General features: G+C 61.4%; 16 protein-coding genes and 1 pseudogene. 9 read left to right on the top strand and 8 right to left on the bottom strand.

Features of this window, described 5'->3' with window-relative positions; translation table 11 throughout:
- Position 1: 1 nt before the first annotated feature.
- Together E4K09_RS13670 and E4K09_RS13665 are read right to left on the bottom strand one after the other, a co-directional pair.
- Positions 2-423 (bottom strand): annotated as a pseudogene (locus E4K09_RS13670) (VOC family protein).
- 162 nt (positions 424-585) lie between these two features.
- The gene (locus tag E4K09_RS13665) at positions 586-1,164 is read right to left on the bottom strand and encodes a tyrosine phosphatase family protein (RefSeq protein ID WP_134497861.1); all 579 of its coding nucleotides are present in this window, start codon (positions 1,162-1,164) and stop codon (positions 586-588) included.
- A 256-nt stretch (positions 1,165-1,420) separates the two neighbouring features.
- Between E4K09_RS13665 and E4K09_RS13660 the strand changes: the two genes are divergently transcribed.
- From E4K09_RS13660 to E4K09_RS13650, 3 genes are all read left to right on the top strand, one after another.
- The gene (locus E4K09_RS13660) at positions 1,421-2,155 is read left to right on the top strand and encodes a L,D-transpeptidase (protein ID WP_134497859.1); all 735 of its coding nucleotides are present in this window, start codon (positions 1,421-1,423) and stop codon (positions 2,153-2,155) included.
- 185 nt (positions 2,156-2,340) lie between these two features.
- Positions 2,341-2,736 (top strand): DUF1622 domain-containing protein, encoded by a 396-nt coding sequence (locus E4K09_RS13655; RefSeq protein ID WP_134497857.1) that lies wholly within the window; start codon positions 2,341-2,343, stop codon positions 2,734-2,736.
- 236 nt (positions 2,737-2,972) lie between these two features.
- Positions 2,973-3,785 (top strand): alpha/beta fold hydrolase, encoded by an 813-nt coding sequence (locus tag E4K09_RS13650; protein WP_166802309.1) that lies wholly within the window; start codon positions 2,973-2,975, stop codon positions 3,783-3,785.
- A 169-nt stretch (positions 3,786-3,954) separates the two neighbouring features.
- Here the strand turns inward: E4K09_RS13650 and E4K09_RS13645 are convergent, their stop codons facing one another.
- From E4K09_RS13645 to galE, 4 genes are all read right to left on the bottom strand, one after another.
- Positions 3,955-4,929, bottom strand: coding sequence for a phosphoribosylaminoimidazolesuccinocarboxamide synthase (locus E4K09_RS13645; protein WP_134497853.1), 975 nt, complete (start codon positions 4,927-4,929; stop codon positions 3,955-3,957).
- A gap of 126 nt (positions 4,930-5,055) precedes the next feature.
- On the bottom strand, positions 5,056-6,171 hold the full coding sequence (locus tag E4K09_RS30670; RefSeq protein ID WP_134497851.1) for a LolA family protein: 1,116 nt from the start codon (positions 6,169-6,171) through the stop codon (positions 5,056-5,058).
- A 166-nt stretch (positions 6,172-6,337) separates the two neighbouring features.
- A complete protein-coding gene (locus E4K09_RS13635) occupies positions 6,338-6,868 on the bottom strand; it encodes a DoxX family protein (protein ID WP_134497849.1) in 531 nt (176 codons plus the stop codon).
- A 143-nt stretch (positions 6,869-7,011) separates the two neighbouring features.
- Positions 7,012-8,004, bottom strand: coding sequence for a UDP-glucose 4-epimerase GalE (gene galE, locus E4K09_RS13630; protein ID WP_134497847.1), 993 nt, complete (start codon positions 8,002-8,004; stop codon positions 7,012-7,014).
- Positions 8,005-8,117: 113 nt separating this feature from the next.
- Between galE and E4K09_RS13625 the strand changes: the two genes are divergently transcribed.
- The gene (locus E4K09_RS13625) at positions 8,118-8,429 is read left to right on the top strand and encodes a hypothetical protein (RefSeq protein WP_134497845.1); all 312 of its coding nucleotides are present in this window, start codon (positions 8,118-8,120) and stop codon (positions 8,427-8,429) included.
- A gap of 227 nt (positions 8,430-8,656) precedes the next feature.
- Here E4K09_RS13625 and E4K09_RS13620 read toward each other — a convergent pair whose 3' ends face one another.
- A complete protein-coding gene (locus E4K09_RS13620) occupies positions 8,657-10,096 on the bottom strand; it encodes an exopolysaccharide biosynthesis polyprenyl glycosylphosphotransferase (RefSeq protein ID WP_166802308.1) in 1,440 nt (479 codons plus the stop codon).
- A gap of 458 nt (positions 10,097-10,554) precedes the next feature.
- Here E4K09_RS13620 and E4K09_RS13615 point away from each other — a divergent pair, with 458 nt between their 5' ends.
- Positions 10,555-11,697: a glycosyltransferase family 4 protein gene (locus tag E4K09_RS13615; protein ID WP_134497841.1), complete on the top strand. Its 1,143-nt coding sequence runs from the start codon at positions 10,555-10,557 to the stop codon at positions 11,695-11,697.
- A gap of 10 nt (positions 11,698-11,707) precedes the next feature.
- Here E4K09_RS13615 and E4K09_RS13610 read toward each other — a convergent pair whose 3' ends face one another.
- Positions 11,708-12,538, bottom strand: a complete 831-nt coding sequence (locus tag E4K09_RS13610; protein WP_134497839.1) for a heparin lyase I family protein — start codon at positions 12,536-12,538, stop codon at positions 11,708-11,710.
- Positions 12,539-13,407: 869 nt separating this feature from the next.
- On the opposite strand from E4K09_RS13610, the gene E4K09_RS31050 reads away from it, so the two are divergent.
- The 4 genes from E4K09_RS31050 to E4K09_RS13590 all read left to right on the top strand — a co-directional run bounded on the left by E4K09_RS31050 (position 13,408) and on the right by E4K09_RS13590 (position 18,588).
- Positions 13,408-13,950 carry a helix-turn-helix domain-containing protein gene (locus E4K09_RS31050; RefSeq protein WP_134497837.1) on the top strand — a complete coding sequence of 181 codons (543 nt, stop codon included), beginning with the start codon at positions 13,408-13,410 and terminating at the stop codon, positions 13,948-13,950.
- A gap of 277 nt (positions 13,951-14,227) precedes the next feature.
- Positions 14,228-15,064, top strand: coding sequence for a polysaccharide deacetylase family protein (locus E4K09_RS13600; RefSeq protein WP_166802307.1), 837 nt, complete (start codon positions 14,228-14,230; stop codon positions 15,062-15,064).
- A 4-nt stretch (positions 15,065-15,068) separates the two neighbouring features.
- Positions 15,069-17,306 carry a glycosyltransferase gene (locus E4K09_RS13595; protein ID WP_166802306.1) on the top strand — a complete coding sequence of 746 codons (2,238 nt, stop codon included), beginning with the start codon at positions 15,069-15,071 and terminating at the stop codon, positions 17,304-17,306.
- Between the two features lies 1 nt (position 17,307).
- Positions 17,308-18,588, top strand: a complete 1,281-nt coding sequence (locus E4K09_RS13590; protein WP_166802305.1) for a polysaccharide biosynthesis/export family protein — start codon at positions 17,308-17,310, stop codon at positions 18,586-18,588.
- The last annotated feature ends 8 nt before the right edge of the window (positions 18,589-18,596 follow it).

Genomic DNA, 18,596 nt, shown 5'->3' with positions numbered 1-18,596 from the left:
CTTAGACTCCGAATGTCACATGTCCCTGGGCATCGATGGCCCAGGCGGGATTCCACGCGATCTCCCATGCATGCTCGTCGGGATCGGCCACATAGCCGCGCATCCCCCATGGGGAGGCTCGTCGGCGGGCCGCATGATCCGTCCGCCGCATCGGGACAGCCGATCCATCGTGGCCTGCACATCCGCGCGGGAAGCCACATTGTGGGCGAGAGAATAAAGGCCCGGCGCGGCGGGATCCTCCCGTCGCATATCGGCCGCGAGGGCGTGCCGCAGCCACGTGCCGAGCACGAAGCCGTTCATCTGGCAGAAGATGATCTCCTCGTTCTCGAAGACGGGGCTCCAGCCGAAGCCTTCGACATAGAAGCGCCGGGAGCGTGCAAGATCGCTCACACCCAGTGTCACGACGGAAATTTGCTGTTGCATGGTGTCATGTCCCTTCGTTGTCCTGGCGCAGCATGCGCCAGGGCTCACGTCACGGGACTTGGTGCCTTCGCACCAACCAGAACCTCCCGCAGGAAGCGACCGGGCTGACCAAACCGGCCCGCCTTTCTAGACCGGACGAGAGTATTCCTCCCGCGTCTCCGGTTAAGTCGCCATCTCGATCTCGCGGCCGCGGCCGAGCTCATGCATCCACAGGGCGAATTCCGGCTTGTGCCGCATCTGGCGTCCGTAGTGGCGGCGCAGCGCATCGACGAGGCGGCCATTGCGGGACAGCATGTCGTCCGCAAAGACGACCATGCGGGAATTCGGCCACGCCTGAGGCCTGATCTCCACCAGACGTTCGAACAGTCGGTCTTCCGGCTCATCGGGCGCAGCCCGGGCCATCAGCGTCAGCATCGCAGCGGTCGAGCGTGAGATGCCCATATGGCAGTGAACGAGCAGATGCCCTTCCGCACGCTCGGCCTTGCCCGCCTCCACCTCATCCGCGAAGCGCAGAACCGCTTCCACATGCTCGGGCTGAGGCAGGACCATGCCCTCGACAGGGTCGATGATGTCATGGAAGCGCAGGATCGTGCGGTGATGCGGATCATAGGCTCCGAAAGCCTCGGGATCGGGATGATCGGGATCGAGGATCGAGAGCACATGGGTGACCGCCCTCTCCTTCTGCTCGAGCAGTTCGGAAATCCCGCAGATCGTCAGGGTGGAAATGGACAGCGATTGCATCTTGCACATCCGTCGAAGCGGAGGCCGTATCGTCGTGATTGCCCCCCGGAGGTTGTACTCAACTTGGGAGAATAATTTCAACCTCATCAAATCATTGTGTCCTTTTCATCACAGCGTGGCATAGCCACATTTCGGCCATATCGGTAACACCTTGTTGTCACCACCCGGACTATGAACTCCCTTTGAGACGACCGCTGCCGTGTTCAAGCGCCGGCGGCATCAGCGAAAAACCAGAAACTGCGAGCCTTCCCCACTGATGTTTGCTCTTACGGCCCCACGCTTGTCTTCATTGCGACATGCCCTTCGCCTCTGCGCCCTGCTTCTCCCGGCGGCCCTGGCCGCCTGCGTGACGTCCTCACCTCCGCCGCAGCAAGCGGTCCGCCGTATCGATCCCGCCTATATGGCCATGTATGGCGCCCGTCCCGACGAGACGCATCCGCTTCCGCCGACAGACATTTCCGAGGTCGACCCGCGTTTCCTCCGCCGCGAGGTCGCCTATTACGGCCGTGAAGAGCCCGGAACCATCGTGGTCGACACTGCGGCCCGCCACCTTTACCTCGTCCGCGAGGGCGGGCGTGCGATCCGCTACGGCATCGGCGTCGGCAAGGAGGGCTTGGCCTGGTCCGGGCGCGCAAGAATCGGGCGCAAGGCCGAATGGCCCCGCTGGACACCCACGGCCGCGATGATCAGGCGCGAGCCCGAACGGAACGCTCCATGGGCCGGCGGCATGCCCGGCGGCCTCAACAATCCGCTGGGTGCGCGCGCGCTCTACCTCTATGACAACGGCGCCGATACCATGTACCGCATCCACGGCACGACTGAGCCCTGGTCCATCGGCCAATCGGTGTCGTCCGGCTGCATCCGCATGTTCAACCAGGACGTGATCGACCTCTACAACCGCGTGCCCGTGGGCTCGCCGGTGGTGGTGCTGAACGGACGCAGCCCCTTCAACGACGTCGAGCCGGACGAGACCCGGGTCTCCTTCTACTGAGCGGACCGCCCGCCGATCATGGCGAAGGGCCGGCCTTGAACCGGCCCTTCGCTTTCTCGCCGGTTCGATTCCTCACAAAATCGGTGCGTTGCTGCCGGACGTTGCGCGACTTTCATCCTCCGCTCTGGAGGAGCCGGCTCGCTGTCCTATGAATCAGTGTTCGTGCTCTTCGCGAAGGATTGTTCATGGACGATTGGTTCCCGCAGGCCTTGCGACTGACGACACGCGCCATCGAAATGTGTGGCATCGCCATCATCGTTCTGGGAACCCTCGGCGCGACCCTGGCCGTTTTCTGGCAGCTTCTGCGGGGACGCTCCGGCGAGGCTGTCTTCAACCTCTACCGCTCGAACCTCGGGCGGGCGATTCTGCTAGGCCTCGAGTTCCTCGTGGCGGCCGACATCATCAATACGGTCGCCATCGAGCCGTCGCTCCAAAGCCTTCTCATCCTCGGCGGCATCGTTCTCATCCGCACCTTCCTGAGCTTCTCGCTCGAAGTCGAAATCGAGGGGCGCTGGCCTTGGGAGAGGCACAAGAGCGAGCATCCGGACAAAGCCCTCCACCGTAGTCAACTTGGCAGTTGACGGCGTAGGTATTCGCTCCTATAAGAGCGCCCCGGCCCGCAAGCCGCCGCCGCCCTTCCAGCGTCCGTCGGCTCCACAATCTGCCCATCGCCTCCGCTTCATCCGTGTGGATGACGTGCGATTGCGCACATCGGTCGGCGACCCTCTTCCGGCAGGTTTTTCCTTTCGATTTGAAGCAGTCCCACTCGACGCATGCGATAGCCGCGGTGGTCTGCTTGCAACGACAGCTTTTGACCATGACGACTTTCGAAACAGGCACTTTCCTGAGCCGTATTCCCTTCGTGAAAATCGGCTCGGGCGGCGATCCCATCGTCGTTCTGAACGGCGGCCAAGCCTTTGTCCGGCGCCCCACGCCCGCACGGGCGCGCCGGGACGCCAAGCGCATTGCGCGGCTCCTGCCCTCGCATCGGACGATCTATGTGCTGGGCTACGATTCCGCGCCGCCGGCAGGCTACAGCGTTGGCACGATCGTGGGAGACGTGTCGCGGATCCTGCGCGAAGAGATCGGCCCCGCCAGCGTGCTGGGCATCTCGTTCGGCGGCTTCGCGGCCGCGCGCCTCGCCGCCGATCATCCCGATCTGGTGAAGGATCTCATCCTAATGGTGAGCGCCCACCGCTTCTCCAGCCAGGGCCGCCGCAGCATCGACCGGCAGATCGAGTACGCGTGGCAAGGGGATTTCGAACGCTTCCTCGGCGAATTCGGCCTCGTCTTCCGCCGCCCTTGGCTCAACTGGCTGCTGCGCCTGCGCTTCAAGCAGGAGCAGCCGAGGCTGCACGAGACGATGAACGATTCCGCGATCATCGTCCGCGGCCTCCACGCCGTCGCGGGCGAGAATTTCGGCGAGGACTCATCGTGGCTGCAGGCCATCCGGGCCCGCACCCTGATCGTCGGCGCGACCCACGACCCGTTCTTCGACGTGGAAGCGATGGAGGAGACCGCCCGCCTGATCGCCGGAGCCCAGCTCAGGCTGTTCAAGGGCGAAACGCACATGCTGCCCGTGGAACGGGCGCGGGACGTGGCGAAGACCGTGAGGGCCTTTCTTCAGTGACGATCGGGCGTGGAACGGAGCCGGATCGTCACGCCAAAGCATCGATCCCAAAAGTGGACTTGCACTTTTGGGATCGATCCGATGCCTTCTTCTTAAGTTGTGACCATCGTTTTAGCGGAAAACCGGATACACTTTTCGCTGACGCGGCCCTCTGGGTCCGCACGATGCTCTAGAAATACCGCGCCAGGTTCTTCCGGATGCGCTCCAGGACCGGCACGCCGGGATCCGGCATCGCGAAGGCCGCACCGGTGATGCGCTCATAGGCCTCGATGTAGACCCGCGAGGTTTCGAGGATCACGTCGGCGGGGATTTCGGGGATCGCGTCCTTGTACGGATCGCAGCGGGCGACGACCCAGCTGCGCACGAAATCCTTGTCGAAGCTCTCTGGCCTCTCGCCGGCCTCGAAGCGCTCACGATAGCTCTCGGCGAACCAGTAGCGGCTGCTGTCGGGCGTGTGGATCTCGTCGGCGATCATGATCGCGCCGGTCTCGTCGATGCCGAACTCGTACTTGGTGTCGACGAGGATGAGGCCCTGCGCCGCCGCCATGTCGCGCCCTCTGGCGAAGAGCGCGAGAGCGTAGTCGGACACTGTCCGCCATTGCTCGGCACTCAGCAATCCGCGTTCCACGATCTCGCCTGCGGTCAGCGGTTCGTCATGCCCGCCATGGAAGGCTTTCGTGGTGGGGGTGATGATGGTCTGCAGCAGCTTCTGGTTGTCGCGCATTCCGTCCGGGAGGCGAATGCCGTAGAGCTCGCGCTGCCCCTGCTTGTAGAGCGAGAGGATCGAGGTGCCCGTGGTGCCGGCCAGGTAATCCCGCACGACGATCTCGACGGGCAGGATGGTGAGCCGCTTGCACACGGCCACATTGGGATCGGGGTATTCGATGATGTGGTTGGGGCAGAGATCCGCGGTCCTCTCGAACCAGAAGCGGGCGGTCTGCGTGAGCACCTGACCTTTCAGCGGAATGGACGCTAAATTGATGTCGAAGGCGCTGATCCGGTCGGAGGCGATGATGATGCGCCGGCCGTCCGGCAGATCGTAATTGTCGCGGACCTTGCCCCGATAGTGGTTCGGCAATTCCGGAATCGTCGCATCCTCGAGGACGTAACCGGCATAAGCCCCAAGGGCTGTTTGATCGACCATGCTCACCTGCCACGGCTGTTCAGGGGTGGTGCCTCCCGGAGGCTTCGCCGAGTTCTAGACCGAATCCGCGAAGAGGCTAGTCCCCGGGCCGGGGAACACCCACGAAACGTCGGGCTTTCCACGGGTTCAGTTGGCGCTGGCGTTCTTGCGGGGCACCACGTTGAGGCCGGAGAGCACCACGGTGGTCTCGTAGCCCTGGGAATCCACCACGGTCCATTGCTTGAGCGCGCTGGCGCGGCTGTCGAAGCGAAGGGTGATCTTGGACGTGCCGCCGAGCGTCGCGCTGTCATCGAACTTCACCGTGATCATCCCATCACGGCCGATCTGCACATCGCGGACCTTGGTGTCCCGGGCCAGGTCGACATTTTCCTGCACGAGGAACTTCAAGGGCGTCTGGCCCACAGGATAGACGTCGTTGGTCCCGAGCTTCTTGTCCCGGATCGCCACGTTGCGGCCGTCGGAGACGATCTCGAGCGTGCTCGGCGGCGCATAGGCGAAATGCAGTTGCCCCGGCCGCCGGACCGAGAGCGTGCCCTCCACCTGCTGGCCGTTGGGATTCTTCTGCACGAAATAGGCGGACATCTGGTCCATGTTGTTGAAATAGGCGTTCACCCGCTCCAGGGCCGCCGCCGGGGACGTGGGATTTGGCGGCGAAACGGGCGTGACGGCGGCAGCCTGGGCGGCCGCGACGGGCGTCGGCGCAGCCTGAGCGGGCGCAGGCGTCGAACGGGCGGGCTTGGGCGGCTCGGCCACCTTGACGGGGGCAGGCTCGGGAGCCGGCGGCGGCTCGGCCGTCCGCGTCTCGGGTTCGGGGGCCGGCTTTGGGGGCTCCGGGGCTGCCTGCTGCACCGCAGGCGCGGTGGGGGCCGGCTTAGCGTCAGGCTTGGAGTCAAGCTTGGGAGCAGGCTGCGGCGCTGCGACGGATTGCGGTCGCGGCTGGGCGGCCTGCTGCTGACGGGCTGGCGCTTTCGGCTTGGGCGCAGCGGTCTTGGCTTGTGGCTTCGCCTGCGGTTTCGCTTGAGCCTGGGGGGCGGTCACGGCAGGCGCAGTCGGCTGCGCCGGCTGGGTCGGAGCCGACTGAGGCTGAGCGGCGGCCGGTGCGCCCTGCCCCTGGCCGGGTTTGAAGATGCCGTCGAGGAAGCGGGTCAGCGGGTCGGGACCCCGTTGTTGCGCAGCGGCCGGCGAAACGGATGCCAGCACAAGGACAAGACCGATGGAGTGGCGCAAAGACTTCTGGAGCATGACTCGACTGCAAACCCGAAAAACAATCAAACCCGCCCGGGCGCGAAACCGTGGCGGCCACGCCTTATCGCGTCGATTAAGGGCTGAATGAAGGCAGGACCTTGAAGCTGAAAGCGTGTCGCGTCCAGGGATCGACGGAGACTATGCACCATTGAATCGGCGCCGGTCAGGCGGCATTCGCAAATTCGTCCTCCTCCTCCATCGGACGGACCGTGGCGGGTTTGGGTTTGGGCTTCGCCGTTCTCGCCCGCGTCTGGCGCTTCTTTCTGGCAGGTTTTGCGGTGATCGCCCCGCTCCGCCAGCCCTGCCAGCTCCAGGCACCCGGCCCCACGAGCAGGTAGAACAGCAATGCGGACGCAATCCCGGAACTGGCGAGGAACAGGGCCTCCTCCACCTGGCGGTTCAGGCCGCCGTATTCCCAGAACCGGTGCAGGGCTCCGGTGGTGACCGCCAGGGTGGCGATCAGGGCGGCCGCGCTGAGGCGTGGCGCAAGACCGAGGATCACGGCGAGCGGCGCTGCGATTTCCGCGACCGCGATGCCGGTCGCTACAATGTTCCCGTAGGGAACTCCCTTCATGGTGAGTGCTGCCGCGAAGCCCGATATGTTGGCAAGCCTCGGGATTGCCGTCGGCAGGAAGCAGCCGGCCAGCAGGAGTCGCCCCAGAAGCAGGATTCCGTTCGTCGCGCCCGCATTCATGTTCAGATCCGCCTCCTCTGCGTCCGTGGCCTGGAATCAGGCCGCCGCCCCGCATTAGAGGCAGAGGTTCTTAACCTGTTCTTAGCAGGATCGGCTTGTCCCAGGTCTTTCTGATTGTCCCTGATCTTTCCACGCTGCCGTGTTCAGAGTCTCAGGTTTCTCTCGCGCAGCATGTTCTCCCAGCGCAAAGTATGCTCCACGATCGTCGCGAGATCGTCATGCCGGGGCCGCCAATTGAGCCTCGAGCGAATGCGGGTCGAATCCGCCACGATGGTGATCGGATCCCCGTCGCGCCGGGGGGCGATGCGGGCCTCCAGCGGGCGCCCGGAAACCTTGCGAACCGTATCGATCACCTCCGATACGGAATAGCCATGCCCGTAGCCGCAATTCACCACGAGGCTCTCGCCTCCCCCCCGGAGATGGTCGAGCGCCTGCATATGGGCCGAGATCAGGTCGCTCACATGGATGTAGTCGCGGATGCACGTTCCATCCGGCGTCGGATAATCCGTGCCGAATACCTCCATATAGGAGCGCATGCCGAGCGCCGTCTGGACCGCTACCTTGATGAGATGGGTCGCATTCGCCGTGCATTGCCCATGCCGCATCGCCGGATCGGCTCCCGCCACATTGAAGTAGCGCAGGACCACGAAGCGCATGTCATGGGCCGCAGCCACATCCCGCAGCATCACCTCGGTCAGCTGCTTGGAGCTGCCATAGGGAGAGAGGGGGGCCAGCGGCGCGTCCTCGGCGAGCGGCCGGTCGGACGCATTGCCGTAAACCGCGGCCGTCGAGGAGAAGACGAATGTCTTAATGCCGGCGGCCACTGCCGCCGCCAGCAGGGACCGGCTTTTGACGGTATTGTTCAGGTAATAGCCGAGGGGATCGCGCACCGATTCCGGCACCACGAGCTTGGCTGCGAAATGCACGATGGCGTCGATGGCGTGGGCTTTCAGGGTCTGCAGGACCAGTTCATAATCGCCGACATCGCCGACGACGAGCGGGACCTCCTCCGGAACCGACCAGCGGAAGCCCGTCGAAAGATTGTCGAAAACAACCGGATTGTGGCCCGCATCGCGCAGGGCCAGTACCATATGACCGCCGATATAGCCGGCCCCTCCAGTCACCAGAACGTTCACGGGATCTCCTTGAACCACCACTTTCCTGATCGTTGCCCGAATGGCTCTGGATTTCCAGTACAACCTGCTGGCAAAACGGGCTGAGTACCCTGCCAATTTTGAGAGGATGCAGCATGAGTGAGCGTACGGAATACTGGTGGGTCAACCACGATTCCGCGATTCAGCCGGCCGAAGTCGGGTTCGTCGGCGGCATTCCCGTGCATTTCCGCTTCATCGGCACGGCAGGCCGTGTCCGGGCTGAAGCGGCCGAACTCATCGAGCGCCTGCCGGCGCCGCCCGCTCCCGTCTTTCGCCCGCAAGCCGTCGTTGCCGCCGCTCCGGCGGCAAAGCCTCAGAAATCCGGCTCCTGGTTATGGTTCATCGGCATCCTGCTCCTGATCTTCGTCGCTCAATGCTCAGGGCCAATCTTCGATGCCATCAAATAGAGCATCGGACGGGAAAAGCCGACCTGCCCTTTTGGGACCAATCCGATGCTTTCCTTCTTGAAGGTGAGCTTCGTTCGACGCAGCCCTCTGCGTCCGCACGATGCTCTGGACGCGCGGTGAAGCGAAGCCATGAACCCGTGCGACCAACGCATACGAATGCCATGGCGTGTCGCCTGCCGCATCGGGCGACAGGCGCGTGATCGGCGCCTTTCTCGCCACCCGCCGGATCAATAGGCTCGCGGATCGTGCCACATCCGGACGGCGGTCATGAGGATGATCTTGAAGTCGAAGAGGAGCGACCAGTTCTCGATATAGTGCAGGTCGTAATCGACGCGCCTCTTGACCTGCTCACGGGAGCGGAGCTCTCCCCGCGCGCCATTGACCTGAGCCCACCCGGTGATGCCGGGCTTCACCCGGTGGCGGGAAACATATTCCTCGACGAGGGCGTCGAGCGCCTTGCCCTCCGCCGAGGTCGCGAGGGCGTGAGGCCGCGGCCCGACGACGGACATCTTCCCTTCAAGGACGTTCCAGAGCTGAGGAAGCTCATCGATGCTGGTCCGGCGGATGAAGCGCCCGACACGCGTGACGCGCGGATCGCGCTTGCTGGTTTGCCTGGAGGCGTGAGGATCGCTTGCTTCGACGTACATCGACCTGAATTTCCAGAGCTCGATCGTTTGTCCGTTGAATCCCGCTCTCGTTTGCCTGAAGAGCACAGGCCCCCGGCTGTCCAGCCTGATCGCAAGGGCCGTCAGAAGCATCAGGGGAGACAGAAGAACGAGCGCGAGACTTGCGACCACCACGTCTTCGATCCTCTTGACGGTGATGTCCCAATCGGTCAGTGGCGGCTCGGCGATTTGCAGCAGGGTCTGATCGCCGATGCGGCGCAGCCGAATGGCTTTCCGAAGGTCGAGAGCGGCTTGAGGCAGAACGAGCACCTCGACCGCATGTTGCGACAGCGCCTTGAACTTTCTGAGAGCGGTCTCGATCTGAGACAACGGAATACAGAGGATAACGACGTCCGGGCTGAGTTGCTTCAGGTAAGGGGCAAGGTCCGGCGTCGAGTCCAGATCGCTGACATTGATGGCCCCGACCGGGCGTATCCAGCGGGCCGTCTCCAACGCCAGTTGTCTACCGGTTGCGAAGCTATCACCGCAACTCACGATAAGCGCCCGTTGCAGGCACGCTCCATTCGCGAGCTTTGCTCCGACCCATGCCAGCAGCAATATACGCGCAGCCACCATCAGACTGACGGAAAGAATAACCCACGAGAAGAACCAGACCCGGGAGTATTCCACCGTCGTCTTCGTGGCGACGCCGATCACCATGAGCATCGCGAAAGTCAGGAGAACGGAAGCCACTCCCCTCTGCAGCGACCATTGCAAATCGAAAATGCGTTTCGCCGCGTTTGCCTTCACGGCCTGGCTGGAAAGCACCTGGATGAAGGGCGTGACGATGATGGCCTGAATGTAGCGGGCATAGGATTCTGAATCGATATTCTCGTAGAGAAGAACGGGAGCCAGTCCGCTCACGAGCAGGATGACGGCATCCGCCACGAGGAGAGAGGCGGCAAAAGGGTAGGCCGATATCCTGTCCGGTCTGACGCGCGCGCCACCAGGGCCATAGGCGGAAAGCGGCTCATGAAAGCCCGCGTATTTTATGGATCCCATCGCTTCAGCTCCGGCAATCTTCGGACGTTGCAAAATGCTGTCTGGTTCCATCAATCTCGCTGCCGTCCTCTCGCATCTTCACCTGGGTCCCTTCGTCCTTTTGGCTCACAGCAGCACAGCGCGTGGGGCGGGGAACGGGAGAGGGCGAGCAGGGCCTGACGCTCTTCATGGGAGAGCAGCAGCGTGGGAGAGCGCATCAAAGGTCCTCACGAAGAGCACCAGCGCCAGCCCTGGTTGGGATGGACGGGGTGCTTCGACAAGTTTTGGCCCGATGGCCCTGACGGGGTCAGGGGATGAATGCCGTAGAGTTCGATGCAACGCTGATTGGAGGGGCTGCCCTGCGTCAGCCTTGAGCAATACATAGATTAAATTATGCTTAACCTCAAGACAGAGGGGATTCTGTAAGGAACTTCCGGAACAAACTGTCTTCACTGACCTTTTCGCGGTAAATCCCTTCCATGGCGCTGCGTATACTCCATCTGATCCATAACCTTAAACGCGAGGGCGCCCAATCCATGGTCGCCACGCTCGCAATGGCGAGCGATCCGATCCATGTCGAGGCATCGGTTTGTCCATGGCGCGGCGGAGGTACTTATGTGGGCGATTTGCGCAAGGCTGGAGTGAAGGTGCTGGAGTGGCCCCACGCCGGAAACACGCCCCGCGTCCAGGCTGCGCTGAAGCTCCGCCGCATTGTCGAAACTCATCAGATCGACCTTGTGCACGCGCACATGTCGGACAGCGCCGTTCTGGCTGCGGCAGCCCTGTCGGGAACGGGAATTCCCTTCATCGTGACGCACCACAGCAATCGCCTGCTGCCGAAGGAAGGACGCGTCAAAAGCGCCCTCCGCTATGCGCTCGCCCATTGGGCCACACGCCGCGCCATGAGGAATGTAGGTGTCACAGCGGCAGTCACCGAGCGCCTCTCCCATGATCTTCGAGTCTCAGAAGACAGACTCGTGACCATTCACAACGGCATCGCGATCCCTGATCAGTCCAGAGCTGCGGCCGCCTCCTTCGGCAGACAAGCCCGATCCGACGCTCGGAATGGCCCTCGCATCGTTGCCCTCGGCCGGCTCGTTCCCTTGAAGCGCCATGTGACGATGATCGAAGCCCTCGGCCGAATACGGAGCATCTTGCCTGGCGCGCATCTTGCCATTGCGGGTGATGGACCTGAGCGAGACGCACTCGCCGCCGCAACCGAACGCCTGAATCTGGGCCCTCATGTGAGCCTGCTCGGTTCCATCGACGATGTCGGATCCTTCCTCAGCGGGGCAGACATGTTCGTCTCGATGTCGACCTATGAGGGATTGCCGGTTTCCGTCCTCGAAGCGATGAGCTGGAGCCTGCCAGTCGTCGTCTCCGACGTTCCAGGCCATCGCGACGTCGTCGAGGACGGGACCGATGGATACCTCGTGCCCTTCGACGACATCGATGCCCTGGCAGCACGCATCATCCAACTCGCCGGCGATTCAGGCGAGGCTGAACGGATTGGCTCGGCCGCAAGAAGCAAGGTGATGAGGGATTACTCCTCTGCGACCATGGCCGATCGCTACCTGAGCGTTTACACGCAGGTTCTCCACAAGCCATCTCGTCACGTCTGAGTCGTTCTACTCAATTGACCGCGACAGAGACATCGTCGACGAAAAGCTCTATCGGATTCGACGAGCTGTTTGCCGTGATGCCGACCTGAAGACGATTGTAAAGAACTTGCCTCAGTTCGACTCCGTATCGCCTGAAAATCTGAGGGTCCGGAAGATTGGGGCCGCGGCCTCGGAACACGGGCTCTTCGTCGACGAAGATTTCCGTCAGCCCACTTTCATCCGGGCTCAGCACCAATCGCCACTCGAATTTGAACCAACGACCGCGCGGCAACGGCGCGCTTGTTCCCAGTTCGTTGGGCATGTCGGAAAGCCCGATCTTGCGACGTTCGACGAACGGCTTACCGGACGGCCCGGTCAATCGAATCCGCACACCAGGTCCTTTGTCGGAAATGAGCGAGCGCTCCGGCCAACATTGGTTGCACTCGATGTCGAGCAGAAACAGGTTGTTGAGTTCAGGCCCGGGCGGGATCAGAAACCACGCTGAGATATGAACCGTCTGCCCGCGGTTGATGCTTGGCAGCTCCTTCTCGATATCGCATTTCGATACGTCGGACTTGGACGGTACTGCATGAAGACGCAGCGCTCCGGCTCCGTCACGTCGCGGCTCCGATACGATCTCGGCCTTGTTCTGCGGGAATGTTTTTTGGATGTTGGTCCAGCCGGAAAGATCTTTCTGAAATAAATCAGGGAAGGCCGGGACGTCGAACCCGTTGGCGAAAATGATCTGCGGCTCGGCACGACTTGGTCGGCAATGCATGAAGGATATGACCGAAAGACCAATCAGGAATGATTTTGCAGTACGGGCGGAGAGAAGCTGTTTCAGAGAGCCTCGACCGAACATCAGCAGACCTCCAGACGAACATTGCGCAGACGGCACGAGTACCCTTCAGGGCTTCTTGTTTCCGGGCCGCACCCGACTCACCTCCCCCATCACACAAGTTGGTTTTGATGCGGTTGTTGATATGAGAGCAGATTCACGCCCGGTAGAATGAACACACGATCAGACATGCATATGTGATGGGCACGTTCCCGTGTTGAACATTAACAGGCGCTTGTACTTTCAGCCGTTCATTAAGGCGAGCCACTCTTTGAGGAGAATTCTTCAAATTAAGGAGTACATCTAAATCGCATATGACCTTGAAGCGGCTCACGCATATCATGATTCTTGAAGGTGCTTGATCTGCCCGACATGCATCTTCACTATTGCCGTTAACCCGCCCTTCGTGGCGGGTTCTTTTTTCGCGCGAGCATCCGTGTCGCCGACGCGGCGGATTGATCGACGGAAGGCTTGGCTCGCGCATGGGCGCCGAAGAACAAAGGCGCGCCGGCATTGAGCTCGAGCCAAACTCGTCAGCCCTTTGAAAACATGTGGAATTTGATGCCTGCGCGCTTCGCTAAGGGCTGATGAACAAGCCCGGAACTGCCTTATGGCAGGAATTAATGAACGGGCGGCATGTGAGTTTGAGAATACGTCAGCACGAACAAGAGGTTCCGGAATTTCCTTACAGAATCCCCTCTGTCTTGAGGTTAAGCATAATTTAATCTATGTATTGCTCAAGGCTGACGCAGGGCAGCCCCTCCAATCAGCGTTGCATCGAACTCTACGGCATTCATCCCCTGACCCCGTCAGGGCCATCGGGCCAAAACTTGTCGAAGCACCCCGTCCATCCCAACCAGGGCTGGCGCTGGTGCTCTTCGTGAGGACCTTCGATGCGCTCTCCCACGCTGCTGCTCTCCCATGAAGAGCGTCAGGCCCTGCTCGCCCTCTCCCGTTCCCCGCCCCAAACCCGCGGCACCGCCCTGCGCGCACGCATCGTGCTCCGCTGCGCAGCAGGACAGACGAACAGCGCCGTCGCGTCCGAGTTCGGAGTCTCGATGCACACGGTCGGCAAGTGGCGCCATCGCTACCTGCAGTCAGGCCTTGCAGGCCTCAAAGACCAGCCCCGCTCCGGCAAGCCGCGTCGGTTTGAGTGGGATGCCCTCGCAGTCCTGATCGAAAGCAAGCTCGCGAGTTCCACGCCCGACGGAGGACGATGGACCGTGCGGAAGATGGCTTCGGCGGTCGGTATACCTCCTGCAACGGTGGCACGCATCTGGCGCTACGCCCGAGCCCAAAAACACTGCAGTGCAGAAGACGCTTTGCCGTCGAATGAAGCGCCAAGCCGAGGATCACAACCTGCTCCGATGGCATCCATGGAACATCCTGAGCCTTCGCTCTTGGTCCAAACCACGACAGCAGCACCGCGCAGATAGAACCAATCCTATGACATCACTACTCACCCGAGGCGTCCATTCGAGTCCCGTCGGATCAATCATCTCCGCACGAGCTAACAGCAACGATGAAGCCACACTTCGCGCCGTTACACGGGCCGCCAAGAATGTCCTGGTTCGCTCTGGTGTCGTCGGCTTGGCACGAGCGTGGCCGAGCACGCGAAAGCGGGCGACAATTCTGCGATATCACTCGGTCAGCTCATCGGGCGACTACCGCTCACCCACAATCTCCGTTCACCCGGAGATGTTCAGGCGCCAGATGGAGTTCCTGTCGCGCCACTACAATGTCCTGACTTTAGACGACATGGTTAGCCGCCTCGAGGTAGGAAACCTCCCGCCCAAGGCCGTCGCGATCACGTTCGACGATGGATACCGGGACAATGCAACAGAGGCCCTCCCGATCCTCGTTCGGTACAACCTGCCGGCAACGTTCTTCGTGACGTCTGACGCAGTTCTCGGCAAAAGTGCCTTCTGGACCGGCTGGCTGCATCGCGCCGTATTCTCTGCCTCCGAGGAGATCCTGCGGAAAGCGTATTCCACATTGATCGACAGCAAGCCTCCTGTGGCACATCGCGAGGAGATATACGCCGCCCTCGCCGCCCAGGTTGATTGCACCCACGGTGTCACGCGTCAGCAGCGCCTTCTCACGCTAAGCTGTGTGTTTTCGCACATGCCGCCCCTGTCCGCCCCTAGCGATTTCATGATGGATATCGGTGACCTGCGGTCTCTGGTGAACTCCGGGATGACGGTTGGTGCGCATACGGCAACCCACAAGGTGCTCGCAGGCCTGCCTGAAGACGATGCGCGCGAGGAATTGTCACGGTCGAAAAGAGAGCTCGAACAAGCTCTTGATACACCTATCGAGCACCTCGCATATCCGAATGGACACGTGACATCCAACGTCGACGACGCTGCAATACGGTTGGCGCGGGAAGCAGGATACCGCTCAGCTGGAACCTCTCGCCGCGGAGTAGCCTTGGTGGGGACTTCGACTCACGACCTTCCCCGACAGGGAATAAATGATGCTCTCGGGTTTTCGGATTTCGTCTTCAAGCTCGAGGAAGCACGTTTCTCCCTACTTCTGCGAGGAGCCTGAGACGATGCGTGTCCTTGCGATCACCAACATGTACCCCAGTCCGTCCCGACCGGGGTGGGGGTCCTTCGTCTATTCCCAGGTCGAAAGCATAAGAAATGCCGGTGTCGAGATCGATGTCCTTGCGATCGAGGGCTACCGCAGCCGCTGGGAATACCTCCGGGCGATCTGGAGAATGCGACGGATGATCCGTCAGGGGGGCTACGACCTTATCCATGCCCATTACGGATTGTCGGGCCTCGTCGCACGTTGTCAATTTTCGTTGCCTGTCGTCGTCTCGTTCTGCGGCGATGACCTGTACGGGCATGCCGGACCGGATGGGAAGCCGCGCCGGAAGAGCCTCGTTCTGGCGTGGATCCATCGGCAGCTTTCCCGTTTCGTGGATGCCTCGATCGTCAAGTCCGAGGCCATGAACTCTCTGTTGCCGCGCCCCGAAGCGACGGTCATTCCGAATGGGGTGGATCTTGACCTCTTCAAGCCGATGGATCGCGACTCGTGCCGGTCGTCTCTCGGCCTCGAGCCCGATCGGCTCTACATCCTTTTCCCCTATGCGCCAGACCGGGTCCGCAAGAACTTCTCGGCCTTGAGGGATGCCGTCGATCGTTTGAACAACGAAGGTGCGGGCACGAAGCCTATCGAGATCCTGACCGTCGCAGGTGTGCCTCAGGAGCGCATTCCTGTTTTCATGAACGCGGCCGATCTGATGGTGCTTCCGTCGTTCTGGGAAGGCTCACCGAATGCCGTCAAGGAAGCACTGGCCTGCAACCTCAAGGTCGTTGCAACCGATGTCGGGGATGTTCGCGAACGCCTCGTAGATCTTCCTGGTACCAGCATCTGCGATCCGACAGCCGACTCGATCGCGAAGGGGATCCGATCCGTTCTCGCGGACAACCGCCCCGCCCGCAGTCGCGACGCGATGCTCAGTCTTTCCCTGGAGCAGGTCGCGAAACGCGTCATCGACATCTACCGGACTCTCGGCCGCCGTCGCCGGAGCGTCCTCATCGTCGTGGAAAACCTGCCGGTTCCGTTCGATCGAAGAGTGTGGCAGCAGGCAAATGCGCTGAAAGACAGCGGCCTGAATGTCTTCGTCATCTGCCCGAAGAGGGGCAATTACCAGAAGTCGCGTGAGGTCATCGACGGCATCGAAATCTTCCGCCATCCTCTGCCGGAAGCGCGTACGGCCTGGGGTTATCCGATCGAATACGGCCTCGCCTTGTTCTGGCAGTTCGTGCTGGCGATTCGAATTTACGTCACGCGCGGCTTCGATGTCATTCACGCCTGCAACCCGCCGGATTTGATTTTTCTCACCGCCGCTCCCTTCAAGCTCCTGGGCGTCCGGTTCATCTTCGACCACCACGATCTCGGCCCTGAGCTCGGGGAAGCAAAGTTCGGGAGCGGACGCAAGGCAGCGATTGCCCAAAAGATTCTCCGCATTCTCGAGCGCGCGACGTTTCGCCTTGCCGACGCCTCGATCGCAACGAACGGTTCCTATCGGGACATCGCCATCCGGCGTGGAGGAATGAGGCCGGAACGGGTCTATGTGGTCCGCAGCGCTCCGGACCAGCAGAAGTGGCAGTCGGTCGAAGCCGATGAAACCCTGAGATCCGGCGCCCGCTTCCTGGTCGGTTACGTGGGCGTAATGGGTTCTCAGGAAGGCTTGTCCAATCTGCTGGCGGCCGTCAGCGAAATCGTTAACGGGAGGGGGCGCCGCGATATTCGCTTCGTCCTCATTGGCGACGGACCTGAAAGGGCAAGTCTCGAAAGCGAAGCAAGATCGCTCGGGATCTCGGAATGGGTTGAATTCACCGGCCGAGTTCCGGACGCGGACCTCATTCGCATTCTGTCCTCGTGCGACATCTGCGTAAATGCAGATATCGCCACGTCCTTTAACAATCTTTCGTCCATGAACAAGATCGTTGAATACATGGCGCTCGGCAAAGCGATCGTTCAAGTCGACCTGGCGGAGGGGCGCTTCACGGCAATGGACGCGGCTCTTTATGCCGCAGCGGACGACCCGATCGATTTCGCCGAAAAGATCCTTGAGCTGCTCAGTGATCCCGAGCGCATGCGCCGCATGGGCGCCGCCGGCCAGAAACGTCTCAATGAAACGCTCGCATGGAAACACCAGGTTCCAAATCTGCTTGCCTGCTACTCAAGCGTCATTGGTCCCTTGACTGCGGCCGATACACATGCGGCCCCACCGGAGATGATGCCACATGACCTTAACCCTAGTGCGAAGGTTTGACATGATCAGAGCTCTCTTATTTGGCCTAGGCATTATCGGTTCATGCACTCTCACGGCCGCAACCGCGTCAGCCGCCGACTACGAATATGAACTCAGGCCCGGGGACGAGGTCCGCATCATCGTCTTCAAGGAACCGGAGATGTCGGGATCGTTCAGGGTCAGCGCGGCCGGGAGCATATCGATCCCTGGGATTGGAGAACTGAAGACATCCGGACGGACAACGGCAGAGCTGCGCGAGGCGGCCATGAATGCCCTGGCCGCCCGGCATTATGCGAACCCAGATGTCACGATGGAGATCGTCAGATATGGACCGGTCTTCGTCATGGGCGATGTCAGGAATCCTGGACGCCAGGAGTACATTCCGGGGCTGACTGTGACCCAGCTCGTGGCGATCGCCGGAGGGTATCCTCTCCTCGCAAGCGTAGCGGATGGAAGCGCCATCTCCCGAGATGCCGAAAGACAGCGCCAGGAACTAGCGTCCGCGCAGCAGAGCTTCGCAGCTCAATCCGTCAAGCGGGCAAGGCTGATCGCTGAGCGTGATGGTGCGAAGGATCTCCCTCCCCTCTCGGAGCTGGAACCGATGGTCGGCAAGGAGCGGCTCGAACAGATCAAAGCTGCGGAACTCCACTTGCTGCGATCCCGCGCTGATGAGGAAGCTCAACGAAGGCAGCTTCGCCTTTCACAACAGAAGGAAGTGGAGAAGAGCAAAGTGGCTCTGGAGGAGCAGCTCGTCGCGACACGGAAACTACGGGAGATCATCGATGTCGACCTCAGGAACATCAAGGATCTCAAAGAGCGGGGTCTCACGGCGAGCAGCAGAGTGCTGGATCTGGAGCGCATGTCGTCCGACACGGACCTGCGATTGAACAACACCATCGCTTTGATCGCACAGGCGAACCAGACACGAATCAATATCGAGCTGGAGATCAAGCGTAGCTCCGAAGAGCGCCGGATTACACTGGCCGAGCAAATGATCAGCGTCGAAGCGGACTTGGCCAATCTCAGCCGCCGGATAGCGGATGCCACGGAGTTCCTGAACAACCACGGATATGCGCTTCCGAGTCCCTCGACGCCTCAAACCGAGATCGTTCGCAGCTTCAAGCTCGTCCGGGAGACATCTCCGGAACCGGTGCCAGTCAACGGCAACGATCCCGTACGGCCCGGCGATGTTCTCATCATCACTCGCGAAGTCGGCGCCCTACCCACAGGGGTCGGCGCCGCTCCGAACAACCTTCAAGCTCCCCCCACGAGAGTCGGCAGCCTGCCGGCGTTGCAGGATTAGGAAGAGAT

The organism is Microvirga pakistanensis (assembly GCF_004458765.1).
Taxonomy (GTDB): domain Bacteria; phylum Pseudomonadota; class Alphaproteobacteria; order Rhizobiales; family Beijerinckiaceae; genus Microvirga; species Microvirga pakistanensis.
This window is presented reverse-complemented; position numbering and strand designations above follow the sequence as displayed.